Origin of the sequence: Sphingomonas aerolata (assembly GCF_023935825.1) — a bacterium.
GTDB classification, from domain to species: Bacteria; Pseudomonadota; Alphaproteobacteria; order Sphingomonadales; family Sphingomonadaceae; genus Sphingomonas; species Sphingomonas aerolata.
Map to the genome: position 1 here is coordinate 1,129,809 of NZ_CP098762.1, position 25,177 is coordinate 1,154,985.

19 protein-coding genes are annotated in these 25,177 nt (G+C 66.5%); 16 read left to right on the top strand and 3 right to left on the bottom strand.

Features of this window, described 5'->3' with window-relative positions; genetic code table 11:
• Positions 1 to 43: 43 nt before the first annotated feature.
• Positions 44 to 901, top strand: a complete 858-nt coding sequence (locus tag NEF64_RS05335; protein WP_056406104.1) for an RcnB family protein — start codon at positions 44 to 46, stop codon at positions 899 to 901.
• Between the two features lie 3 nt (positions 902 to 904).
• On the opposite strand, the gene NEF64_RS05340 is transcribed toward NEF64_RS05335, so the two are convergent.
• Positions 905 to 2,188, bottom strand: coding sequence for a M20/M25/M40 family metallo-hydrolase (locus tag NEF64_RS05340; protein WP_166746727.1), 1,284 nt, complete (start codon positions 2,186 to 2,188; stop codon positions 905 to 907).
• A gap of 93 nt (positions 2,189 to 2,281) precedes the next feature.
• Positions 2,282 to 2,737 carry a universal stress protein gene (locus NEF64_RS05345; RefSeq protein WP_031394497.1) on the bottom strand — a complete coding sequence of 152 codons (456 nt, stop codon included), beginning with the start codon at positions 2,735 to 2,737 and terminating at the stop codon, positions 2,282 to 2,284.
• A gap of 134 nt (positions 2,738 to 2,871) precedes the next feature.
• Between NEF64_RS05345 and NEF64_RS05350 the strand changes: the two genes are divergently transcribed.
• From NEF64_RS05350 to NEF64_RS05420, 15 genes are all read left to right on the top strand, one after another.
• Positions 2,872 to 4,239 (top strand): pyruvate dehydrogenase complex dihydrolipoamide acetyltransferase, encoded by a 1,368-nt coding sequence (locus NEF64_RS05350; protein ID WP_056406105.1) that lies wholly within the window; start codon positions 2,872 to 2,874, stop codon positions 4,237 to 4,239.
• Between the two features lie 111 nt (positions 4,240 to 4,350).
• Positions 4,351 to 4,563: a hypothetical protein gene (locus NEF64_RS05355; protein WP_031393452.1), complete on the top strand. Its 213-nt coding sequence runs from the start codon at positions 4,351 to 4,353 to the stop codon at positions 4,561 to 4,563.
• A 44-nt stretch (positions 4,564 to 4,607) separates the two neighbouring features.
• The gene (locus NEF64_RS05360) at positions 4,608 to 4,949 is read left to right on the top strand and encodes an acyl-CoA thioesterase (RefSeq protein ID WP_042466532.1); all 342 of its coding nucleotides are present in this window, start codon (positions 4,608 to 4,610) and stop codon (positions 4,947 to 4,949) included.
• Between the two features lie 21 nt (positions 4,950 to 4,970).
• Complete coding sequence (lpdA, locus tag NEF64_RS05365) at positions 4,971 to 6,365, top strand: dihydrolipoyl dehydrogenase (RefSeq protein WP_056406106.1); 1,395 nt, start codon at positions 4,971 to 4,973, stop codon at positions 6,363 to 6,365.
• A gap of 201 nt (positions 6,366 to 6,566) precedes the next feature.
• Entirely contained in the window at positions 6,567 to 7,088 is a 522-nt protein-coding gene (locus tag NEF64_RS05370) for a DUF2975 domain-containing protein (protein WP_252574686.1), read from the top strand.
• Positions 7,088 to 7,318, top strand: coding sequence for a helix-turn-helix domain-containing protein (locus tag NEF64_RS05375; protein WP_031393448.1), 231 nt, complete (start codon positions 7,088 to 7,090; stop codon positions 7,316 to 7,318). The genes NEF64_RS05370 and NEF64_RS05375 overlap by 1 nt, the downstream gene beginning before the upstream one ends.
• A 17-nt stretch (positions 7,319 to 7,335) precedes the next feature.
• The gene (locus tag NEF64_RS05380) at positions 7,336 to 8,283 is read left to right on the top strand and encodes an ABC transporter ATP-binding protein (protein ID WP_056406107.1); all 948 of its coding nucleotides are present in this window, start codon (positions 7,336 to 7,338) and stop codon (positions 8,281 to 8,283) included.
• Positions 8,280 to 9,779 (top strand): ABC transporter permease, encoded by a 1,500-nt coding sequence (locus NEF64_RS05385; RefSeq protein ID WP_056406108.1) that lies wholly within the window; start codon positions 8,280 to 8,282, stop codon positions 9,777 to 9,779. Before NEF64_RS05380 ends, NEF64_RS05385 begins: the two co-directional genes overlap by 4 nt.
• Before the next feature lie 60 nt (positions 9,780 to 9,839).
• Positions 9,840 to 11,873, top strand: a complete 2,034-nt coding sequence (locus tag NEF64_RS05390; protein ID WP_200912167.1) for a M13 family metallopeptidase — start codon at positions 9,840 to 9,842, stop codon at positions 11,871 to 11,873.
• Between the two features lie 406 nt (positions 11,874 to 12,279).
• Entirely contained in the window at positions 12,280 to 15,438 is a 3,159-nt protein-coding gene (locus NEF64_RS05395; RefSeq protein WP_056406109.1) for a TonB-dependent receptor, read from the top strand.
• A 55-nt stretch (positions 15,439 to 15,493) separates the two neighbouring features.
• A complete protein-coding gene (locus NEF64_RS05400) occupies positions 15,494 to 17,044 on the top strand; it encodes a tryptophan halogenase family protein (protein WP_056406110.1) in 1,551 nt (516 codons plus the stop codon).
• Positions 17,041 to 18,576 carry a tryptophan halogenase family protein gene (locus NEF64_RS05405; protein ID WP_056406111.1) on the top strand — a complete coding sequence of 512 codons (1,536 nt, stop codon included), beginning with the start codon at positions 17,041 to 17,043 and terminating at the stop codon, positions 18,574 to 18,576. Before NEF64_RS05400 ends, NEF64_RS05405 begins: the two co-directional genes overlap by 4 nt.
• A gap of 159 nt (positions 18,577 to 18,735) precedes the next feature.
• Positions 18,736 to 20,286: a GH39 family glycosyl hydrolase gene (locus tag NEF64_RS05410; protein ID WP_320466483.1), complete on the top strand. Its 1,551-nt coding sequence runs from the start codon at positions 18,736 to 18,738 to the stop codon at positions 20,284 to 20,286.
• Positions 20,287 to 20,307: 21 nt separating this feature from the next.
• A complete protein-coding gene (locus NEF64_RS05415) occupies positions 20,308 to 21,864 on the top strand; it encodes an alpha-L-fucosidase (protein ID WP_056406113.1) in 1,557 nt (518 codons plus the stop codon).
• A gap of 133 nt (positions 21,865 to 21,997) precedes the next feature.
• Complete coding sequence (locus NEF64_RS05420; RefSeq protein ID WP_252574688.1) at positions 21,998 to 24,046, top strand: beta-galactosidase; 2,049 nt, start codon at positions 21,998 to 22,000, stop codon at positions 24,044 to 24,046.
• A 59-nt stretch (positions 24,047 to 24,105) separates the two neighbouring features.
• Here NEF64_RS05420 and NEF64_RS05425 read toward each other — a convergent pair whose 3' ends face one another.
• Entirely contained in the window at positions 24,106 to 25,098 is a 993-nt protein-coding gene (locus NEF64_RS05425; RefSeq protein WP_056406115.1) for an SDR family oxidoreductase, read from the bottom strand.
• Between the last annotated feature and the right edge of the window lie 79 nt (positions 25,099 to 25,177).

Here is a 25,177-nt window from a genome sequence, read left to right on the forward strand (position 1 = left end):
GACGCTGCCCTGAAGCGTACGGTGCGTCAGGGGAGAAGATGTCATGCGCATGAAGGTGATCGTCGGTCTCGCACTGATCATGGCGGTGGCGGGCACGACGGCCGAGGCGCAGCGGCGTCCGGACGGGGCATCGCGGCCCGGTGCGACTTATCCCGTTCCTGCCCGCAGCGCGGTCAGCGTAAGCCCGGAGCCCGCCGCGTCCCGCGACGCGCGCCGGGGCAGCAGCGTCGATGGTCGCTGGTCGGCAGGGGCGAACGCGCCGGGCGGCTGGAGCGGCTATCGTCGGCCGTACCGGGGCTGGGCGCTGCCGGCCTATTGGATCGCGCCGCGGTTCGGGATCGTCGACTGGCGCGACTATGGGCTCGTGCCGCCGCCGCCGGGCTATCGCTGGACGCGCTATTTCGACGACGCGGTGCTGATCGATGCGCGGGGATCGATCTTCGATACGCGTGCCGGGATCGACTGGAACGGCGCCGTCGGCGGCGATGCCGCCCCGCGCTATGACGTGCAAAGCTTTGACGGGCGGGCGGACGACCGGGTCTATGCCCGCCGCCAGCCGCGGCCGGTAACGCGGCGGACCTATGTGACGACCCGCGTCGAAGCGGCGCCGGACTTTGCGGGGGCCGCCTATCGCGACCAGCCATTGCCGCCCGTCCAGCAGCGTGGCGGGACATGGGTGTCGCCCGACGGGATGACCACCGTGACGACCACCGGCGGCGGCTATCCCGGCAGCGACGCCTATGCCGGCGACGGGACGACGACGGTCACCGTCCAGTCGGTGCCGGTCACGACGACCACGACGACGACCGAATATATCACCGAACCCGTGACCTATCGGCGGACGACCCCGCGTCGCGGACCGGGCCGGACGCGGGGCGGCACCCTGGGGTCGGCGCGATAGCGCTCAGCGTCGGCGTTCGCGGCCCGCGAAACTGACGACGCTCTCGCTGCCATCCGCGCCGAGTGCGGACACGCCGACGAAATGGTCGTCGACGGGGGTCTGGGCGAGCAGCGTCTCGGTGCCGGTGACGTCGCGCACGTCCTTCCAGTCCTGCGTGTCGTTGCGCCGCCAGCGGACTCGGTAGCCTGCCGCACCCGGAACCGCGGCCCATTTGACCTGGGTGTCGCGCGACAGGGCACCCGCGATCGACACGTCGCCCGGTGCCGCGGGCGCGGCGGCGAGGCGGGCGAGCGTGGCGATGTTGATCGCGGTCACCTTGGCCAGATAGGGGAAGTCCATCCCGGCGATCGTGTCGCCATAGTCGACCCCGTTTTCGGTGCGCAGGTCCTGGTGCTGGCGATCCCAATTCTCCGCCGCGACCGAGAAGCGGACGGCGGGATAGCCGAGCTTCAGAAAGGGTTCGTGATCGCCGCCGCGGCCGAACCGGTCGGGGCGACGGTCGAGCATCACGTCGAGCCCGCCGGGAATCGTGCCCGCGACGCCGTCGATCGTCTTGGCGAGCGCGCGGCTGGGGCCATCGTCCTCGCCACCCTCGGCGCGACGACCGATCTGCGCGGCAAGGTCTTCGGATGCGCGAATGCCTTCGGAAAAGACGCGGACGCTCGACGCCATGCGGACGCCGCCCTGGCCGACCGTGTTGCCGACAATGTCGTTGTTGAGCATCGCGGTGACGGTCCAGCCGCGCGCCTTGGCGGTGTCGGCGAGCAGCTCCGCGCCCCACAGCCCCTGTTCCTCACCCGAAAACACCGCATAGACGATGGTCGCGTCGAACTGCCGCTTTGACAGCGCGCGGGCGGCTTCGAGCACGAGCGCGACGCCCGAGGCATTGTCGTTCGCGCCGGGCGCGTCGCTCGTCACGTTCATGACGTCGGTGACGCGGCTGTCGATATGCGCGCCGACGATCACGACGCGATTCGGATCGCGCCCCTTCTGGATGCCCAGCACGTCCTCGACATAGACGCCGGTCGGTGCGCGCGGACCCGACACGGTGCGGCCGATCCGCTCGACGGTGACGCAGCCGCCACAGGCGCGGCCGATCTCGGTGAAGCGCGCCGCGGCCCAGCTGCGGGCGGCACCGATGCCGCGCTTCGGATCGGTGGTGGTCGATGCGGTGTGGCGCGTGCCGAACCCGACCATCGCGGTCACATCGGCCTTGAGGCGGGTGGCGGAGGGCGCGGGAAGCGCGGCGGCGGCTGCGGCGAGCAGCGGAAGAGCGAGGATCGGCATCGGCGTCACCGTGGCGGCTTCGGCCGGGGAGCTCAAGCGGGGAGTGTTGGATTCGCTCGGTTTAGCCCTCCGCCTCCGTCATCTCCGCCGCCGTCAGCTCAGCCGGTCGATCGCCTCGCTGGTCAGCGACCCCGGGATGATCATGACCGGCACGGGCAGTGCACCCGCATCGGTGCCGGAGAAATGCGCGATCAGCGCACCCGGCGCACCGCTCGCCGCAGCGCCGAGCACCAGCGCGGCAATATTGGGGTTGGCGGCGATCATCTCGCGGATGATCTTGGGGCCTTCACCCTCGCGCACGGTGATCGACGGGCGCAGATCCGATTCCTCGATCAGCGTGCCCGCTGCGGCGGCGACGAGGCCCTCGGCATGCAGCCGCGCCTCCTCTTCGATCGTCGCCTGGACACCGCCGAACGCGATGAATTCCTGCGGCGGGATCAGCGTGAGGATCTCGACGCCGCCGCCGGTCTTCACCGCGCGCCGCGCCGCAAAGCGCAACGCGATACCCGCCTCGGGCGACTCGTCGATGACCACGAGATAGACACGCATCATATTCCCCTGTTTATCGGGCTTAGGTGCCGTGCAGATGCGGTTCGCGCAAGGGGAAGGCGGCTTCGCGGGGTTGACCCGGACGGGCGGGGGCGCGAGTAGGCATGCCGTTACGTAACGCCCTGGGGACCTCCATGTCGATCGAGATCAAAATGCCTGCCCTGTCGCCGACCATGGAGGAGGGCACCCTCGCCAAATGGCTGGTGAAGGAAGGCGATACGGTGAAGTCCGGCGACATCATGGCCGAGATCGAGACCGACAAGGCGACGATGGAATTCGAAGCGGTCGACGAAGGCGTGATCGCCAAGATCCTGGTGGCCGAGGCGACCGACAATGTGAAGGTCGGCACCGTCATCGCGATCCTGGCCGAGGAAGGCGAGGATGCGTCCTCGGTGTCCGCGCCGACCAAGAGCGAGACGCCCGTTCCCGCGGCCAAGGAATCGGAGGCCAAGCCCGATCCCAAGGATCCCAACGACACCGGCAGCGAGGCCAAGCCCGTCGCCCGGACCGAGACGTCGGCCGAGGATCATGGTCGTCCCGCCAATGCGGGCGCCGCATCCGAGTCCAAGCCCGAGTCAAAGCCCGCCAGCGGTGACCGCGTGAAGGCGAGCCCGCTCGCCCGCCGCCTCGCCGCCGACAAGGGGATCGACCTTGGTTCGGTGTCGGGTTCGGGGCCGAAGGGTCGCATCGTCAAGGCTGATGTCGACAGCGCGAAGCCCGGGGCCGCACCTGCCGCCGCGACCGAAGCCGCCGCACCGGCCGCCTCCGCTGCCGCGCCAGCACCCGCGGCCAAGCCCGCGGTCGTGCCGGATATCCCGCACGAGTCGACCAAGCTCAGCAACGTGCGCAAGACGATCGCGCGCCGCCTGACCGAATCGAAGCAGACCGTTCCGCACATCTACCTGACCGTGGACGTGCGCCTCGACGCGCTGCTCAAGCTGCGCGGCGAGCTGAACAAGAGCCTCGAAGCGCGCGGCGTGAAGCTGTCGGTCAACGATCTGCTGATCAAGGCGCAGGCCGTCGCGCTGATGCAGGTCCCGACCTGCAACGTGATGTTCACGCCCGACCAGCTCATCAGCTTCCAGCGCGCCGACATCTCGGTTGCGGTCAGCACGCCCTCGGGTCTGATCACGCCGATCATCGTCGGTGCGGACACCGCCTCGCTGTCGTCGATCTCGACGCAGATGAAGGACCTTGCCGCCCGCGCCCGCGACGGCAAGCTGAAGCCCGAAGAATATCAGGGCGGCACCGCCTCGATCAGCAACATGGGCATGTTCGGCATCACGCAGTTCGACGCGGTCATCAACCCGCCCCAGGCGATGATCCTCGCGATCGGTGCGGGCGAGAAGCGTCCCTATGTGATCGGCGACGAGCTCACCGTGGCGACCGTGATGTCGGCGACCGGCAGCTTCGACCACCGCGCGATTGACGGCGCGGACGGCGCGCAGTTCATGAAGGCGTTCAAGCAGCTCGTCGAGAACCCGCTGGGCATGCTGGCGTAAGACCGTGACCGCTGTGGCCCCTCTCCCGTTCGCCCTGAGCGAAGTCGAAGGGCATGAGTCCCATGTGCCTCGACTTCGCTCGGCACGAACGGGGTCGGGCCGGGTCGCGCCATGACCAGGACGCTCATCGAGATCCTGCACATCCTCGTCGGGCTCGGCGTCGCGGTCGCGATCACCTGGGCGGCGGCCTGGTCCTATCCGCTCGGGCAGGACGTGATCTGGTGGTGCGGGGCGGCGGCGATGGTCGTGACCGTGATCATGGGCATCGGGCCGCTGCGGCAGGCTCGCATCCTCGACCGACAGACCAGCAGGAGCCACGCGTGACCGACCTGCCCCCCGACAAGGCGCCGACGATCCGCGTCACCGCGATGCCCGCCGATGCCAACCCTTACGGCGACATCTTCGGCGGATGGCTGATGGGGCAGATGGATCTGGCCGCCGGTTCGGTCGCCTCGCGCCGCAGCGGCGGGCGTGCGGTGACCATTGCGGCGGACGCCATGAAATTCCACATGCCCGTCGTCGTCGGCGACGAGGTGTCGGTCTATGCAGAGCTGATCGCGGTCGGCCGCACGTCGATGACGATCGAGGTCGAGGCGTGGCGCCGCGCGCGGCACAGCAACGACAGCTGCAAGGTGACACAGGCGCGCTTCATCTTCGTCGCGGTCGGCGACGACCGCAAACCGCGGCCCGTGCCGCCCGCTTCCAACTGATTCACTTGAAGGACTCTCCACGTGGCTGACACCTATGATCTGGTCATCCTTGGTTCGGGCCCCGGCGGCTATGTCGCGGCAATCCGCGCGAGCCAGCTCGGCCTCAAGGTCGCGATCGTCGAGCGCGAGCGCCTGGGCGGCATCTGCCTCAACTGGGGCTGCATCCCGACCAAGGCGCTGCTGCGCACGTCGGAAATCTATCACTACATGCAGAACGCCGAGAGCTATGGTCTGAAGGCGGACAATGTCGGCTTCGATCTCGCCAAGGTCGTCGACCGCAGCCGTAAGGTCGCGGGCCAGCTGAATGCGGGCGTGAAGGGCCTGATGAAGAAGAACAAGGTGACCGTCGTCGAAGGCGTCGGCACCGTGACCGCAAAAGGCAAGCTGAGCGTCAAACAGGGCGACAAGACCGTCGAGCTCGAAGCCAATAACATCATCGTTGCCACCGGCGCGCGCGCACGCGACCTGCCGTTCGCCAAGGCCGACGGGAAGACGATCTGGACCTATCGTCACGCGATGGTGCCGACCGAGATGCCGACCAAGCTGCTGGTCATCGGATCGGGCGCAATCGGCGTCGAGTTCGCCAGCTTCTACAACGACATGGGCGCCGACGTGACGATCGTCGAGATGCTCCCGCGGATCCTGCCGGTCGAGGACGAGGAAGTCTCCGCGTTCATGGACAAGGCGCTGACCAAGCAGGGCATCAAGCTCCTGACCGGCACCGGCCTCGAAGGCCTGGCGCCATCGGGCAGCGGCGTCACCGCGAAGATCAAGCACAAGGACGGCAAGGTCGTCGAGGAGACGTTCAGCCACGCGATCGTCGCGATCGGCATCGTCCCCAACACCGAGAATATCGGGCTTGAAGCGCTCGGCGTCGAGACCGACCGCGGGCACATCAAGACCGACGGCTATGGCCGTACCAATGTCGACGGCATCTGGGCGATCGGCGACGTCACCGGCGCGCCGTGGCTCGCGCACAAGGCGAGCCATGAGGGCATCATCGCGGTCGAGAAGATCGCGGGCGGTTCGCCGCACCAGATGGACAAGGCCAACATCCCCGGCTGCACCTATTCGCGCCCGCAGGTCGCGAGCGTCGGCATGACCGAGGCGAAGGCCAAGGAAGCCGGCTATGATCTGAAGGTCGGCAAGTTCCCGTTCATCGGCAACGGCAAGGCGATCGCGCTCGGCGAGGCCGAGGGCTTCGTGAAGACGGTGTTCGACGCGAAGACCGGGGAGCTGCTCGGCGCGCACATGGTCGGCGCGGAGGTCACCGAGCTGATCCAGGGCTATGTCGTCGCACGCCAGCTCGAGACGACCGAGGCCGAGCTGATGGAAACCGTGTTCGCGCACCCGACGCTCAGCGAGATGATGCACGAGAGCGTGCTGGGAGCCTACGGCCGCTCGATCCACTACTGAGCCCAACCGCGTGACGTCACCCCCGCTTCGGCGCGGCGGGTGGCGGCACCGTTTACGATGCGGCGCGCGATCAGACCGATCGCGCGCCGTTTTGCCGTCGCCATGAGGCGATGAGCGTCCCGACCAAAATGGACCAATGAATCGACTTGCCGTTTATCGATAGGCCCCATATCGTTTTGCAATATGCAGGCGGGGGCGGCGATGAACAGGGATCGGGTTCTTTGGGGGGCGACGGGGCTGCTTCGGCTGATGCTGGTCCTCAATATCGTCTGCGCCGCGGTGTTCGCGCTGGCGTTGCTGCTGTCCTGGCCGATGCAGGAAATGCTGGGCGCGCGGCTGGCGCATAAATACGGCGCGATGCTCGATCTGGACCAGGCGGTGCTGGCGATCCGCATGATGCTGTTCGTCGGCATCGCCGGCGGCGTCGCGCTGCATCCGATCTTCTCGAACCTGCTCCGAATCGTCGCGACGGTCGAGGCGGGGGATCCGTTCGTCGACGACAATGCCACGCGGCTCGCGCGGATTGGCTGGGCGCTGCTGGCGCTGCAATGCCTCGATCTCGCCTTTGGCGGCGTGGTCCGCTGGATCTCGCTGCTCAAGCTCGACGTGACCGGATGGACGCCGTCGCTGGGCGGGTGGATCGCGGTCGTGATGATCTTCGTGCTCGCGCGCGTCTTCCGGATCGGTGCGCGGATGCGCGACGACCTGGCGATGACGGTCTGATGCCGGTCGCGGTCAGCCTGGACGCCATGCTGCATGCGCGGCGGATGACGCTGACCGAGTTGTCGGAGGCGGTCGGCATCACGCTCGCCAATCTGTCGATCCTGAAGACGGGCAAGGCCAAGGCGATCCGCTTCACGACGCTGGAGGCGATCTGCCGCGTGCTCGACTGCCAGCCGGGCGATCTGCTGCGGGTCGTCGACGAGGATGAACGGGGCGAAGACGGAATTTAAACGGGGGGGATGGTCCGATGGACGCACTGGTTCTGGACGGGGTGACGAAACGGTTCGGCGAGCGGACCGCGGTCGACGCGCTGAGTTTTGCGGTACGGCCGGGGGAGATCTTCGGCTTTCTCGGCGGGAATGGCGCGGGCAAGACGACGTCGCTGCGCATGGTGCTCGACATCGTGCGGCCGACGGCGGGGCGGATCTCGGTACTCGGCTGTCCACCGGGTCGAGAAAATGCCGCCGATCTGGGGTTCATGCCCGAGGAACGCGGGCTGTACCGCGGAATGACCGCGATCGACACCGTCACCTATTTCGGGCGGCTGAAGGGCATGTCGGCGGCCGCGGCGCGCGCGAAGGGCCATGCGCTGCTCGACCGGTTCGGCCTTGCGGCATCGGCCAAGATGCAGATCGACAAGCTGTCCAAGGGCATGGCGCAAAAGGTCCAGCTCGCCGCGACGCTGGTCAACGGCCCGAAGCTGCTGCTGCTCGACGAACCCTTTTCGGGTCTTGACCCGGTGAACCAGGGGCTGCTGGAGCACGAGATCCTGGAGGCCGCACGGGGCGGGGCGACCGTGGTGTTCTCGACGCATGTGATGCAGCATGCCGAGCGGCTGTGCGACCGGCTGTTGTTGCTCTCGCAAGGGCGCAAGGTGTTCGAAGGCACGCAGGCGGAGGCGCGCGGGCGGTTGCCGGCTCGCCTGACGATCGTCGCGCGCGATACGCCGATGCGGTGTCCCGGCGTCGAGCGCGCGGAGCCCGGTGCGGCCGATGCGCAGGGCTGGCGCGACTATGACGTGACGCTGGCCGAGGGGATCGATCCTGCCGACGTGCTGCAATGCCTGACCGAGCAGGGCGTGACGCTGCGGCGTTTCGACCAGCACCGCGTCAGCCTGCACGACGTCTTTCTCCATCTTGTCGGCAACCCTCCAGCCGGGCCTGCCGACCCGGCTATGGCGGAGCATGCAGCATGACCCACAATATCCTTCTCGTCGCGATGCGCGAGTTCCGACAGATCACGGGCATGCGCAGCTTCTGGCTGACGCTGCTGATCCTGCCGCTGGCACTGGCGGTCGGGCCGATCGCGAGCCGCCTGACACAGTCCGAAAAGACCCAGCGCGTCATGCTGATCGATGCCGATGGCCGTGCCGCGGCGGCGATTCGCGCGCGGCTCGATACCGATCACCAGCGCCGGATCCTGACCGCGCTGTCGCGTTACGCGCAGCGCTACGGGCTCGATCGTGCCGTTCCGGGCGCGCTGTGGGCGCAGCATGACCGGTTGTTCGGTGATGCCGACGTCGCGACGTTCGTGAAGGCCGGCGGCCTGCCTGCCGCGCTGGCGGCGATGCGGCCGGCGACGACCTCGGAAACGCCGAAGTTCGATGCGCCCGAGGCCGATTTCGTGGTCCTGCCGACGCCGCCCGCCATCGCGCGCGCGGCGCCCGGCGCGCTCGATGCGCAGCTCAAGCCGCTGCTCCAGCCGGGCGAATTCGGCGACAAGACGGCCAAGCCGATCGACTATGCAGTCTATATCCCGCGCGGCTTCGGCGTGCAGACCGCCGATGTGTGGCTCTGGTCGAGCGAGCAGCCTGGCGCGAATTTCGTCCAGCCGTTGCAGACCGTGCTCACGCAGGACCTGCGCACCGCCTATCTCGAGTCGACCGGGCTTGCGCGCGATCAGGCGCGTATCGCGACCAGTCTGGTCCCGGCGATCGCAGTCTCAACCCCGGCGCCTGGGGGCGGGCGCGAACGGATGCTGGTGCGATCGGTGGTGCCGTTGCTCAGCGCCTATATCCTGCTGATGTCGCTGCTGTTGTCGGGCAACTGGATCCTGCAGGGGCTGGTCGAGGAGCGGTCGAACAAGCTGATCGAGACGGTGCTCGCCTGCATCAGCCCCGACGAGCTGCTCTATGGCAAGCTCGCGGGGACGGTCGCGGTCGGGCTGACGATGGTCCTGGTCTGGGGGCTGTGCGCGACCGGTGCCGCGGTGGCGACGCAGGGGGCGGTCGGCGCGTTCCTGCACGTCGCACTCACGCCGCTCGCCTCGCCCTGGATCATCCTGGTGATGCTGTATTTCTTCCTCGCGGGCTATCTGATGGTGTCGATGATCTTGCTGGCGATCGGTGCGATGAGCGATTCGATGCGTGATGCGCAGAGCTATCTGACGCCCGTGCTGCTGGTCATCGCGATGCCGTTCACGGTCGTCGCGCAAGGCATTCTGTCGAACAGCGGCGCGACCGCGATCAAGGTGCTGACCTGGATCCCGATCTACACGCCGTTCACGATGCTCGCGCGGCTCGGCAGCGGGGTTTCGACCATGGAGATCGTCGGCAGCGGCCTGATGCTGGCGGTGTTCATCGGCATCGAGTTCGTCTTGCTCGCGCGTGTGTTTCGCGCCAGCCTGCTCAATGCGGGGCAGAAGCCCAACCTCGCCGCACTGGCCCGGTTGATGCAGCGTACGCCCGCCTGACGCATGCGTACCGTTCATATCATTTCGGGGATCCAACCCCGGTTTTCTGGAGGAGCTATGATGTCGTTCAATCGTATTTCGCGTCTGTCGTTGGGGGTGGCGCTGCTTGCCCTGTCCGCACCTGGTCTGGCCCAGACGGGCGCGCGCTATGGCAGCTTCGGGATCGACCTGACCGCCGCCGACAAGGCGGTGAAGCCGGGTGACGATTTCTGGACGCACGCCAACGGTGCCTGGGACAAGCGTACGGCGATCGCACCGGATCGCACGTCTGCGGGCGGCAGCGTGATCCTGGCGGATCAGGCCGAGCAGCAGGTCCGCGCGATCCTCGACGATGCCGCGCGCGATCCCGCCGCGGTCGGCGCCGGGGCCAAGCAGTTCGGCGATCTCTATGCGAGCTTCATGGACGAGGCCGCGATCGAGCGCGCCGGCGCCGCGCCGCTCAAGCCCTATTTCGCGAAGATCGACGCCGCCACCGACAAGCAGAAGCTCCAGACGCTGTTCTCGACGGTCGGCTATGCGTCGCCGGTCGAGGTCGGGCAGCTGCCCGATCCCGCCGATCCGAAGCGTTATGCGGTGGCCGCGGGGCAGGGGTCGCTCGGCATGGGCGGCCGGGATTATTATCTCGAGCAGGGCGCCAAATACGACACCTTCCGCACGGCGTATCGCGCCTATGTCGAGAAGATGCTGACGCTGTCCGGCGTGGCGGATGCGTCGGCCAGGGCGGACCGGATCGTCGCGCTCGAAACCGCGATGGCCAAGGTCCAGTGGTCGCCGGTCCAGTCGCGCGACCTGCAGGCGATGCTGAAGCCGATGGATGCGGCGGGCCGCAAGGCGCTGGCGCCCGATTTCGACTGGCCGCTGTTGCTGTCGACCGCGGGCTATGCCCAATTCCCGGTCGTCTACATGACCAACTCGACCGCGCTGACCGAGCTCGGCAAGATCTTTGCCGCGACGCCCGTGTCGACGTGGCAGGACTGGATGAAGTTCCGCCTCGCCTCTGCAAGCGCCGGTGCGCTGCCCAAGGCGTTCGATCAGGCGACGTTTGATTTCTACGGCAAGACGCTGGCCGACCAGCCGCAGCAGCGCGCGCGGTGGAAGCGCGGCATCGCGCTGGTCAACGGCACGATGGGTGAGGCCGTCGGCGAAGTCTATGTGAAGCGGCATTACCCGCCCGAGAGCGAAGCGAAGATGAGCGAGCTGATCGCCAACCTGCGCGCCGCGTACAAGGAGCGGATCACCGCGAACAGCTGGATGGATGGCGCGACCAAGACCCAGGCGCTGGCCAAGCTCGCCGCGTTCGATCCGCGGATCGGCCACCCGGTCAAATATATCGACTATTCATCGCTCAACGTCGTCCGGGGCGATCCGGTCGGGAATGCGATGCGTGCGGGCGAATTCCAGCATCAGCTCGACCTCTCGCGGCTCGGCAAGCCCGTCGATCGTACGCTGTGGGGCATGACGCCGCAGACGGTGAACGCCTATTACGACCCGCTCAACAACCAGATCACCTTCCCCGCGGCGATCCTGCAGCCACCCTATTTCGATCCCAAGGCGGATGCGGCGGTCAATTACGGCGCGATCGGCGCGATCATCGGGCATGAGATGGGGCATGGTTTCGACGACCAGGGCAGCCAGTTCAGCGCGACGGGCAAGTTCGAGAACTGGTGGACGCCGGCTGCTCGCACCGCCTTCACGCAGCGCACCGCCGCGCTGTCGAAGCAGTTTGATGCCTATGAGCCGATCCTGGGTGTCCGCGTGAAGGGGGCGTTGACGCTGGGCGAGAATATCGGCGATCTGGGTGGCGTCGAGACTGCCTATGCCGCGTATCAGAAATACCAGGCGGAGCATGGCAAGGCGCCCGTGATCGGCGGGCTGACCGGCGACCAGCGCTTCTTCCTTGCTTACGCGCAGGCGTGGCAGGCGAAGCTGCGTGAGGGCGCCGCGCGCGCACGGTTGCTCACCGATCCGCACTCGCCGCCCTTCTACCGCGTTAACGGGATCGTCCGTAACGTCGATGCCTGGTATACGGCGTTCGGGGTCAAGCCCGGCGATGCGCTGTATCTGGCGCCCGGCGACCGCGTTCATATCTGGTAACATCTCGCGGGGCGTGTGGTCGTCCACACGCCCCGATTGTCTTGTGCGCACCACGCGCGACCCGGCCGTGATATCGCTATCCGAGATAGCGCCCAACTGCGACCCGAAGGCCGGTGCGCCCAACGAGGGCAATGGATACGGGACCAGGCTAGCCTGACGGGCCGGCGGGCACTCAGCAACAAAGGTAAGCACCCGTGTCGCAAATATCGGCTCACAGCTGCGTGTTTGCTTGGTTTTAACAAAATCAATTTATGATTTGATTGCTTTCGTTTAAGTCTCACATCCTCGCTTTGTCTCTATTGTCTTCTAAATCAGATCAGCCTAACGGCGGTAGCGGTAGCATTCGTTTACAGATGCGCCGTTGCTGATGTGGTGCGTCTGATGCGCTGCGGCATGGGGAGGGGTTATGAAGGCGTTCGTTCTGAATTCGGGGCCACGTGGGCGTGTGGCGATCGCGATGCGGGTCGGTGTGTCGCTTGCGGCGCTGCTGGCAGCAGGCGCGGGCAGCGCTGCATGGGCGCAGGCGGAAACGCAGACCGTGTCGCCCGACACGACCCAGGCCGCGACGCCGGGACAGGAGGTCGGGCAACCCGCCGCCGATGCGACCGGGGACGGTGATATCGTCATCACCGGCCGTCGCGCCGCGCTTGAGGCAGCGGACGAGCGCAAGCGTCGCAGCGAGACGATCGTCGATTCGGTCGTCGCCGATGATGCCGGCAAGCTGCCCGACAACTCGATCACCGAAGTCCTGCAGCGCGTCTCGGGCGTCTCGATCGTCCGTTTTGCCGCGCTCGGCGATCCCGACCATTATTCGGTGCAGGGGTCAGGCGTGCAGGTCCGTGGCCTGACGGGCGTCGCGTCGCGGCTGAACGGCCGCGAGATCTTCAGCGCGAACAACGGCCGCGCGATCCTTTGGAGCGACGTCACGCCCGAGCTGATGGCGGCGGTCGACGTCTACAAGGCATCGACGGCCGACCTGATCGAGGGCGGCACCGGCGGCCAGATCGACCTGCGCACCAAGATGCCGTTCGACTTCAACGGCAAGTTCCACATTGCTGGCACCGGCGAACTCGCGCTCGGCGACATGGCGAACAAGGCGGATCCGTCGGGATCGGTCCTGATCACCGATTCGTTCGATACGCCGATCGGCCGGATCGGCCTGCTCGGCGACGTCGCGTTCAGCCAGTTCAGCTCGCTATCGCAGTTCATCCGCGTCAGCCCGTATTTCAAGACCAAGCTCAGCGATGGCAACGAGCGGTACGTCCCCAGCGGATTCGCCTATGGTGACGAGGCGTTCCAGTACAAGCGCTACGGCATCTATGGCGCGGCACAGTGGCAGCCGGCCGAATCGCTGACCTTCACCGGCAGCTTCTTCCAGTCGCGCTACAAGAGCCAGTCGAGCGATTACGGTACGCAGCTGGATTCGCAGACTCTGGCGGTCGATCCGGCGAGCAGCTCGTTCGACAGCAACGGCCTGCTTACCAAGACGAGCGCGCTCTTCAACCGCGACACGGCGACGTTTGCCCCGACGGGTGGGTCGGTCAACAGCAGCGGCAACAAGGGGTTCGTCGAGAGCAACACGCGGACGCGCGATTATTCGCTGTCGTTCGTCTGGGCACCCACAGACAGCCATGTGTCGCTGAAGGGATCGTTGCAGCGCGTCGATTCGCGGCAGATCTATGATCGCCTCGACATCTTCCGCGACGTCGGCTTCGGCCAGAGCTTCGGCATGGATCTCACGGGCGACCTGCCGCAGATCACCGTCAGTCCTGCGACGCAGGCGTCGTTCGCCGATCCGGCCAATTATTTCTGGACGGCGTCGATGCCGCACAACGAACGGAACAAGGGGCGGCTCGATTCAGGGCAGCTCGATGCCGAATATACGTTCGACAACAGCTTCTTCCGGTCGGTCAAGGTCGGCGGCCGCTATGCCAAGCGGACCGAGCGCGATCTGTCGAACGGCTATAACTGGACCGCGCTGGGTCGCGGCTGGAACGGTGATCCGCAGCTTACCTATGCCAATGCGGCACCGGGCGACGTCGCCAGCCATGCATTCAAGGACTTCTTCCGCGGCAACACGACGCTGCCGGGCAACCTGATGTTCGCATCGGAGGATCTGGCGTCGCGGTTCAATGAAAACCGTACCGGGCTGGTGACTGCACCGCCCGCCGGCTTCTGCGGCCCTGCGACCGTTGACGACGACAACAACCCCGCGACACCGAACGTGGCCAGCCCTCTCTATAGCAATTGCTCGTCCAAGGGGCAGCTCCCGGTCACCGGCTATGGCGGCCAGTTCAACCCCGACGGCACGCTGGCGATCCGGCCTGTCGGGTTCGTCCTGCCGGGCGATCAGGTCAACAATCGTACCGAGAATATCGCGGGCTATGCATTGCTCCGCTTCGGACCCGAGGAAGGCGCACGCGGCATTTCCGGTAACGTCGGCGTGCGTGTCGTGCATATCGAGAATGAAGGCAGCGGGTTCATCCAGCAGAATGGCGGGACCGTCTTTATTCGCAACGGCGCGCAGGTGACGCTGGCAAACACGTTCCTCGCCCGCGGCGGCAAGGCGGACTTCACGCGCGTGCTGCCGTCGATCAATCTCGAATATTCGCCCACCGACCGGATCAAGGTTCGCGGCGGCTACAACATCACGATGGATCTGCCGAGCTTCAACGCACTGCGCGCGTCGGGTTCGATCGGCGTGGCAACGACCCCCAGCCAGACGCCCGGCGGGATCGGGACGTTCAACAACTTCACCGCGGACACCGGCAATCCGTTGCTGAAGCCGACGCTGTCGAACAATGTCGACCTCTCGCTCGAATATTACGGCCGGGCAGGGACGTCCTTCCATCTGGCCCCGTTCTACAAGCGGCTGACCAACCTGCCGATCTATGCGCTGACCAGCCGGCAGGTCACGATCCAGTTCACCGACGGGACGACCGAGAATGTGGCGGCATCGGCCACCGATTATGTCAACTCGACCAAGGCGGCGACCGTCAAGGGCGTTGAGGCCGGTGGCCGCTTCTTCCTCGACATGCTGCCCGGTGCGCTTGCCGGGATCGGGTTCGAGGGCAACTACACCTTCATCAAGAGCAGCAATCCGGGCGATGTCTACCGCGACATCACCGGCGCCGCTCGCAACGACGCGCCGCTGGTGGGTCTGTCGAAGCATAATCTGAACGCGACGCTGTTGTACGAGCGCAACCCGATCTCGTTGCGCGTCGCCTATTCCTGGCGCTCGCGCTATCTGTTGTCGACGAACAGCAACGGCACGAACGGCACCTATACCTATTATAGCGCGCCGGGCGTCGTGACCAACCAGGATGGCGGCCTCGATGCGTCGACGCAGATCGCGTTGCCCATCTATGGCGGCAATTATGGCTCGGTCGATGCCGGTGTGCGGTTCAAGGTGAACGACCAGTTCTCGTTCGGCGTGCAGGGGACCAACCTAACCGCCGCGACGCAGCGGACGCTGATGGGTGGCTATCCCGGCGGCAAGCTGGTCGGGCGCAGCTGGTTCCAGGCCGATCGCCGTATCAGCACTGGCATAAACCTCGCCTTCTGACGATGATGCGTCCCCTGTCGACGCGCTGTCGGCAGGGGACGGAGCGGAGCGCGTGATGCGGAAGAGGATCCTGATCGTTGGCGGCGGTACCGCCGGCTGGCTGACCGCGGGCTATCTGGCGAAGCGGCTGGGCGCCGATCTGGCGGGCGGGGTCTCGATCACGCTGGTCGAATCGCAGGACATCGGCATCCTCGGCGTGGGGGAAGGGACCTTCCCAACGATCCGGCGGACCCTGGCGACGATCGGCATCGACGAGGCCGAGCTGATCCGGCGATGCGGCGCGACGTTCAAGCAGGGGGCGAAGTTCGTCCATTGGCGCCACGCGCCCGGGCAGGGCCGCCCCGATCATTACTCACACCCGTTCCAGGTCGCCGATGCGAGCGACGGCCTCGACCTGCTGCCCTATTGGCTGCTGGGGCATGGCGGCGCGGAGAATTGGGACGAGGTCTCCAATCCGCAGAAAAAGGCCGCGGATGCGATGCGCGCGCCCAAGCTGGCGACCAACCCCGATTATGTCGGGCCGCTCAACTACGCGTTTCACTTCGATGCGGTGGCGCTCGCCGGGCTGTTGCGCGAGCATGCGGTCAGGAACGGTGTCCGGCATCTGACCGACACCGTGTCCGAGGTGGTGCTCGCTGAGGATGGTGCGATCGGCGGGGTGCGCACCAAGCGGAACGGGATGCTCGACGCCGATCTCTATATCGATTGCACGGGCTTTCGTGCCGAACTGATCGGCAAGGCGATGAAGGTGCCGTTCCGGTCGTGCCGCGACGTGCTGTTCTGCAACCGCGCGATCGCCGCGCAGCTGCCTTATGCAAAACCCGGCGATCCGATCGCGTCCTATACGATTTCGACTGCGCAGGAGTCGGGCTGGATCTGGGACATCGGGCTCGATCGCAGGCGTGGCATCGGGCACGTCTATTCGTCCGACCATAGCGACGACGAGACCGCCGAACGCGTGCTGCGCGGCTATCTGGGCGCGGGCGGCGACGAGGCCGAGGTGCGCCATTTCAAGTTCGATGCGGGGTACCGCGAGGTCAACTGGGTCAAGAATTGCGTCGCGGTCGGGCTGTCGAGCGGGTTTTTCGAGCCGCTCGAGGCGACGGGGATCGCCTTTGCCGAAGTCTCGGCGGGGATGATCGCGAACCTGTTCCCCTGGGGCGGCGACTACGAGACGTCGGCGCGCCAGTTCAATGCCAACATGCTGCGCCGCTACGAGCGCGCACTCGATTTCATCAAGCTGCACTACTGCATCTCGGAACGGCGCGACACGGCGTTCTGGCGCGACAATGTGGCCGACGCCTCGGTCCCCGACAGCCTGCTCGAGCTGCTCGACCGGTGGCGGTTCCGGCCACCCAACGAGCTCGACATCGACGGGCAAGTCGACATCTTCACCGACGCCAGCTGGCAATATGTCCTGTACGGCATGGGCTGGAAGACCGACCTGAGCGCGAAGGCCGGCGCGCTGCGCTATGCCGAGGATGCCCGGCGTGCGTTTGCCGAGGTCCGGCGTCAGGCCGACTATGCGGTCCGCAACCTGCCGTCGAACCGCGATCTGGTCGCCTATGCGCAGCACCATCATTTCGGTGCGCGAGCGGCGGCGTGACCGATCCCGGCCCGGCCCGCATCACCAAGATCGTCATTGTCGGCGGAGGAACGGCCGGGTGGATGACCGCCGCCGCGATGGCGCGGCTGGTCGAGAGCGGCGTCGCGGTGACGCTGGTCGAATCCGAGGAGATCGGCACGGTCGGCGTCGGCGAGGCGACGATCCCCTCGCTGCTCGACTATAACCGGATGCTCGGCATCGACGAGGACGACTTCGTCCGCGCGACGGGGGCGACGTTCAAGCTGGGGATCGAGTTTCGCGACTGGGGGCGGCTGGGCGACGCGTATTTCCACCCGTTCGGCACGCATGGCCGCGACGTCGAGGGGGTGGCTTTCCATCAGCTCTGGCTGCGTCAGGCGGGCCTCGCGCAACCCGGCATGCCGGAAGCCATCGGCGACTATTGCCTGTCCACGGTCGCGGCGCGCAACGGGCGTTTCACGCGACCGTCGGCCAATCCGCAATCGGTCCTGTCGACGCTGTCCTATGCCTTCCACTTCGATGCCGCACTCTATGCCAGATATCTGCGCGACCTTGCCGAGGTCGCGGGGGTGGTGCGGATCGAGGGGCGCGTGGTCGCGATCGATCGGCATGGCGGGACCGGCTTCGTCGAGGCGGTCCGGCTCGCGGACGGGCGCGCGATCGACGGAGACCTGTTCATCGATTGCAGCGGGTTTCGATCGCTGCTGCTCGGCGATGCGATGGACGTCGGGTTTACGAGCTGGCAGCACTGGTTGCCTTGCGATCGCGCCTGGGCGGTGCCGAGTGCACCCCGCGATGCGCCGGCCCCGCATACACGCGCGACCGCGGAAGCGGCCGGCTGGCGCTGGCGGATCCCGCTTCAGCACCGCGTCGGCAACGGCCATGTTTATGCGAGCGACCATGTCGACGACGAGACCGCGCTGCGGGTGCTGCTGGACGGACTGGACGGCCCGCCGCTCGCCGATCCGCGCCAGTTGCGGTTCGTCGCGGGGCGGCGCGACCGGCTGTGGGAGCGCAATTGCGTCGCGATCGGGCTGGCCGGCGGCTTTCTCGAGCCGCTGGAATCGACGAGCATCCATTTGATCCAGTCGGGTATCGCGCGGCTGATGAGCCTGTTCCCCGATACGGGTTTCAGCGCGGTGGAGATCGCCGAATATAACCGGCAGATGCTCCGGGAGTATGATCAGGTCCGCGACTTCATCATCCTTCACTACCATGCGACGACGCGGACGGATTCGGCGTTCTGGCGGCATTGCCAGAGCATGACGCTGCCGCCGTCGCTGCAGGCCAAGCTCGATCTCTGGGCGGGACGGGCGCGGATCTTTCGCGAACAGGGCGAATTGTTCACCCCCGACAGCTGGATTGCGGTCCTGCTCGGGCAGGGTATCTGGCCGGCGTCGGTCGATCCGCTGACCGCGGGGCTGCCGGTGGCGGAGAGCGCCCTGTTCCTCGACCATGTGCGGGAGATGGTCGCTAAGACCGCCGAGGCGATGCCGCGCCACGCCGACTTCATCGCCGGACATTGTGCGGCACCGCTGCGGACCGCGGCCTAATCCGATCTACACGTCGCCGCGATCGCTAAAAAGCTTATTTGTCGGACAAAGCTTGCCCTTCCGCCTGATCGCGCTACCATCATAGCAATTCGTATAAGAACGGGAGCGGGTATGCGGTGGGCGTCGAGCGCGGGAATGGCTGCGTCAATAGTCGTAGCGTTGAGCACTCTACCGGCTGCAGCGGCCCCCGTTGCCGGCGGAGGCGAACGGCGCGTCGTCATCGATGCCGCCAAGGTCGCAGGCCCGGTCGATCGATCCTTCGACCTGTCGATCGGTTCGGATTTCCCGGGCACGCTGATCCGCAGCGACAGCCAGGCGCAGCTCAAGACCGCGGTCGACGAGCTCGGCTTCCGCTACATCCGCTTCCACGACATCTTCCACGACGTCCTCGGCACGGTGCGCAAGACGGATGCGGGGATCGTCTATGACTGGACGAAGATCGATCAGCTCTATGATGCGCTGCTCGCCAAGAAGATCCGGCCCTTCGTCGAGCTCGGTTTCACGCCCAATGCGATGCGGACGTCGGAGCAGACGATCTTCTACTGGAAGGGCAATACCTCGCATCCCGATCCGGCGCTGTGGCGCGGGCTGATCGATGCCTATGTCCGCCATGTGCGGCAGCGTTATGGCGCCGACGAGGTTCGCCGTTGGTATTTCGAGGTCTGGAACGAGCCCAATCTCGACGGGTTCTGGGAAAAGGCCGATCAGAAGGCGTATTTCGATCTCTATGCGGACACCGCGCGGACGATCAAGGCGATCGATCCGGCGTTGCGGGTGGGTGGGCCATCGACCGCGGGCGCGGCCTGGGTGCCCGAGCTGCTCGCCTTTACGAAGCGGAACGCCGTGCCGATCGATTTCGTGACGACGCACACCTATGGCGTCGAGGGCGGTTTTCTCGACGAGGAGGGCAAACAGGACACCAAGCTGTCGGCGTCGCCCGACGCGGTGGTCGGCGACGTGCGCCGCGTTCGCGAGCAGATCGAGGCGTCGGCCTATCCGGGGCTGCCGCTCTACTTCACCGAATGGAGCACGAGCTACACGCCGCGCGACTTCGTCCATGACAGCTATATCAGCGCGCCGTACATCCTGACTAAGCTGAAGCAGTCGCGGGCCTATGCGCAGGGCATGAGCTACTGGACCTATACCGACCTGTTCGAGGAGCCGGGCCCGCCGCCAACGCCCTTCCATGGCGGGTTCGGGTTGATGAACCGCGAGGGTATCCGCAAGCCGGCCTGGTTCGCGTATAAATATCTGAACGCGCTCAAGGGCCGCGCGATACCCGTGGCGGACGACACGGTGCTTGCCGCCGCCGATGGCGCGCGGATCGCGGCCGTGCTTTGGGACTGGCAACAGCCGGTCCAGACGCTGAGCAACAAGCCCTTCTACACCCGGCAGGTGCCCGCGGTCGCGGCCCGACCGATCGCCCTGACCTTCGACCATGTGCCTGCGGGGACGTACCGGCTGACCATCCGCCGGACCGGCTATCGCCGGAACGACCCGCTCTCGCTCTATATCGACATGGGCATGCCCGCGTCGCTCGATCCCGCGCAGCGCAAGGGGCTCGAGCAGGCCACGCAGGATCTGCCCGAACAGGCGCGGACCGTCCGGGTCGGTCGCAACGGATCGACGCGCGTCACGGTGCCGATGCGCAGCAACGACATCGCGCTCGTCACGCTGGAACCCGCAGGCACCGCGGGCATCGAAGAATAATCGGGCAAAAGGGGAGAAGACATGGCGGGATTTAGCAAGCGCGACGTGCTGGCCGCACCGCTGCTCGGCGCCTTGGGAGTCGGCGCGGCGCGGCTGGGGGCTGCGGCGGCTCTGGCAGGCGCAGCACGCGGCGGCCCGGCAATCCCCGCGGGACGGTTCGACGCGTCGGTCGCCTCGCTCAAGACCTATCAGACGCCCGACTGGTTTCGCGACGCCAAGTTCGGGATCTGGGCGCATTGGGGCCCGCAGGCGCTACCGCGTCAGGGCGACTGGTACGCGCGCTTCATGTATGTCCCCGGCCACCCGCATTACGAGCATCATCTCAAGACCTACGGCCATCCGTCGGAGCACGGCTACAAGGACCTGCTGCCGTTATGGACCGCGAACCGGTTCGATCCGGACGCGTTGATGGAAAAATATGCCGCCGCGGGCGCCAAATACTTCGTCTCGATGGCGGTGCATCACGACAATTTCGACCTCTGGCGTTCCAAGCATCAGCGCTGGAACGCGGTGGCGATGGGGCCGAAGCGCGACGTGGTGGGGGAATGGAAGGCCGCGGCGACGCGGCGCGGGCTGCGCTTCGGCGTGTCCGAGCATCTCGCTGCGAGCTATACCTGGTGGTATCCGAACCAGATGTACGATCAGTTCTGGCCGAAGCTCGGGCTGGACTATGACGGTGTCGATCCCGCCAATGCCGATCTCTATCACGGCAATCGCGACGAGCCTTACCGCAACACGCCCGCCTCCTGGTACACCACGAACGCCGCCTATCAGCGGCACTGGTTCGACCGGATCGTCGATCTGGTCGACAGTTATCAGCCCGACCTGCTCTATTCGGATGGCGGGCTGCCGTTCGGGGCCGTAGGCCGCGCCCTTGTCGCGCATCTCTACAATGGGAGCATCGCGCGGCGCGGCCGGCTCGAAGCGGTCTATACCTGCAAGAATTCGGGGTCGGGGGAGTTCCACCGCGAGGCGTCGGTCGAGGATGTCGAGCGCGGGGTGCTCAAGGGCATTAATGCGCTGCCGTGGCAGACCGATACGTCGAATGGCGACTGGTTCTTCAATGACCGCCACCCCTACAAAACGACCAGCCAGATCGTCACGATGCTCGCCGATATCGCAAGCAAGAACGGCAACATGCTGCTCAACGTCGTGATGTATCCCGATGGCAGCCTGCCACCGGAGTCCGAGACGCTTCTGGCGGAACTGGCGCCGTGGATGGCGGTCAACGCGCCGGCGATCCATGGCACGCGGCCCTGGAAGATCTTCGGCGAGGGGCCGACCGAAACCGCCGCGGGCATGTTCTCGGAAAAAGCGGATTACACGCCGCGCGATATCCGGTTCACGACCAAGAAGGACCAGCTGTTCGCGATCACGCTCGGCGAGCCTGCCGGGACCGTGGCGATCGCCGCGCTGGCGCTTGGCAATCCGAACGAGCCGCGCGCGGTGCGGGCGGTCCGCCTGCTCGGCCATCGCGGGCCGATCCGCTTTCGCCAGACCGGGCAGGCGCTGGTGATCGACGTGCCCGCGACACTCCCGACCCGCCACGCCAGCGCGTTCCGGATCGACTTTGCCTGAGCGTCCGGTCCCCGCGTCACCGATCCCCCCATTCGCCAGCTTGGCGCAGTACCAGCGCCCCCCGACGGTGGGCACCGCTTCGATAAGGACGACCATCTCCATGCTACGCCGCCGCGCGCAATCCATTGCCCTGATGTTGACCCTTGCAACGGCCGCGCCGGCGCTGCTCGCAGCTCCTGCGGGCGCGCAGAGCGCCGCCGGCCATCCCGGCTGGCCCGGCAAGGGGCAGCTGTTCGTCGGCACCTGTTATCAGCCCGTCGACCGCAGCCCGGCGCAGATCACCAGCGATATCGCGGTGATGAAAGCGGCCGGGTTCAACATGGTCCGGATGGGGGATCTGGCCTGGGACTATTTCGAACCCGAAGAGGGGCGGTTCACCTTCGAGCGCTTCGACGATGTGCTGCGTCAGATGCAGGCGGCGGGCATCCGGGTCATCGTCGACATTCCGGGCCAGCCGGCGCCGATCTGGCTGCACAAGCGCTATCCCGGCGTCGACATCGTCACGCAGGACGGGTTGCGGGTCAACGCGGCCTCGCGCTACTGGGACAATATCAGCGATCCCGATTATCGCCGCCTCGCCGGTCGGCTCGCCGAGCGGATGATGCAGCGTTATGCCAAGCATCCCGCGGTGATCGCGCTGGGCTATGACAATGAGATCGGCAATGGCCAGATGTCCTATTCGGCGGCGGACCGGGATCGGTTCGTCGTCTGGCTGAAGCAGAAATACGGGACGGTCGACGCGCTCAACACCGCATGGGCGACGCAGCGCTGGTCCCGCCGGATCGGCGACTGGGATCAGGTCGACCTGCCCTATGGCCGGGGTCCGGGGCCCAATGAGCGCTATCTCGACCTGAGACGCTTCTGGTCGGACGACACGATCGGCGCGCTGAAGGACCTCGAATCGATCCGCAAGCGCTTTGCCCCGAACCTGCCGGTCGCGTCGAACTTCTGGCCGACGGCAGGGACCAAGGGGTTCGATTATCTCCGGTCCTGGGAAGATGTCTCGACCTATGGCGCGCAGGGATTCTATCCCGGCGACCCGCTCGGTGCGGGGTTCGAGGTCATGATGAACCGGGCCGGGCATCAGACGCCGGTCTGGTTCAACGAGTTCACCGCCGGCGGCGGGGGCTATTACGGCACGCCTGGGCGGTCGCGGATGTGGGCGTATTTCGGGCTACTGCATTATGCACAGACGGTCCTCGCCTGGACCTTCAACTCGCATCTCGGCGGAGAGGAGCAGGCCTTGTTCGGGCTGGTCGACCATGACGACCGGCCGTCGTGGAAGGTGGGCGAATTCGCGCAGATCGCACGCGAGTTCCGCCAGCTCCAGACGATGGGTTTCCCCCGCTACGACCCGCCGCAAGTCGCGGTGCATTATTCGTTCGACACGATGTGGCTGACCAGCCCGCCGCCGGGGCCGAACACCACGCCCGAATATTTCAAGACCGACTACACGACGGCGGTAAAGGCGGCCTTTGCGCCGCTCTACCGCGACAATATCGATGCGGCGGTGATCGACATCGGCCACGACCCGATCGACGCCTATAAGCTCGTAATCGTGTCGAGCGCGTATCTGATCGATGCGAAGATCGCGGCGGCGCTTCGCGGTTACGTCGAGCGGGGCGGCACGGTCGTCATGACGGGCTATTCGGCGAAGGTGGATGCGACCGGGAAATGGTTCGGCACGCCCCTGCCGGGCGGCATGACCGACGTGTTCGGGCTGCGGACCAACGCCTTTTACCGATCCGAACAGCCGCTCCGCGTCCGCTTCAAGGGCCGCGAACTCAGCGGTACGGACCCCTATTACGAGGTGCTCGAGCCGAGCACGGCAAAGGTCCTCGCGCGGTTCGAAAACACGCCCGACAAGAGCCCGGCGATCACCGTCAACACATTCGGCAAGGGGCAGGCGATCTATCTCGCGACCGCGGCGCAACCGGGGTTGATCGATCCGCTGATTCGGTCGCTCTACGCCCAGCTGAAGATCCGGACGGGGCCGGCAACTCCCGACGGGGTGGTCGCGCGGACGGTCGAAGGGCGGACGCTCTACGTCAATACCACGCCCGGTACATTGAGCGTGGCAATGCCCGGCGCGAAGTCGGGGACGGCCCGCGACGTTCTGACGGGACGCAAGCTGCCCGGCGCGCTCGACCTCGCGGGCTATGGCGTCGCCCTGGTCGAGTGAGGATTGTCGCGCTGGGGGATCGAGGCTGATGCTTCGAGCCCCGCCCACGACAACACGCGTCAGGCAGGCTGGCCGTTCCCGCCGGTCGAGCCGAAGATCTGGCCGGTCGAATAGCTGAGCGACGGATCGGCCGCTGCGACATAGAGCGCGGCGATTTCGGCCGGCTGGCCCGCACGCGCCATCGGCGAATCGCCGCCGAAGCTGCGCAGCTTTTCAGGCGTCGCGCCGCCGCTGACCTGCAACGGGGTCCAGAACGGGCCCGGCGCGACCGCATTGACGCGGATCCCGCGGCTGGCGACCTGCTTTGCCATGCTCTTGGTGAAGTTCAGCACCGCCGCGCGGGTGAGTGCATAATCGACGATGTCGGGCGACGGGTTGCCGGCCTGCTCCGAAGAGGTGTTCACGATCACCGCGCCTGCACCCATCCGCTCGAGCGCGGCCTTGGTCAGCCAGAACGGCGCATAGACGTTGGTCTTCATCGTATCGTCGAAATCCTGGCTCGAGATATCGGCGATGCCCGGGCGGGTCTGCTGGCGCGCGGCATTGTTGACGAGGATGTCGAGCCCGCCAAGCTGTTCGGCGGCCTGTTGCACCAGCTTGCGGCAGAAGCGTTCGTCACGCAGGTCGCCGGGAATCGCGACCGCCTTGCGCCCCTCGGCCCGGATCAGCGCGACGACCTCGCGCGCGTCGGGTTCTTCGGCTGGCAAGTAGTTGATCGCGACGTCTGCGCCCTCGCGTGCATAGGCGATCGCCGCGGCACGCCCGATCCCGCTATCGCCGCCGGTGATCAGCGCCCGCTTGCCGGTCAGCTTCCCCGACCCCTTGTAGCTCGTCTCGCCATGATCGGGCCGCGGCGTCATCTTCGACGCGAGACCCGGCCAAGGCTGACGCTGGACGGGATAGGGCGGCTTGGGATAGGCGGCAGCGGCAGGCGTCGGCGCGGCGGCGGGCTTGCCCCCACCCTGAGCCGCAGCGGCAACGGTGGTCGCGGCGAGCGCGCCAGCGGTGACGGCGGCGCCCGACACGAAGGTGCGGCGTGTTGGATCGGTCATGGTTCAGCTCCCGGGATGCGTGACATCCAAAGCGCCAAGTGACTGTGTCTGTTCCAGATCCTACCGAGATTGTTTCAGG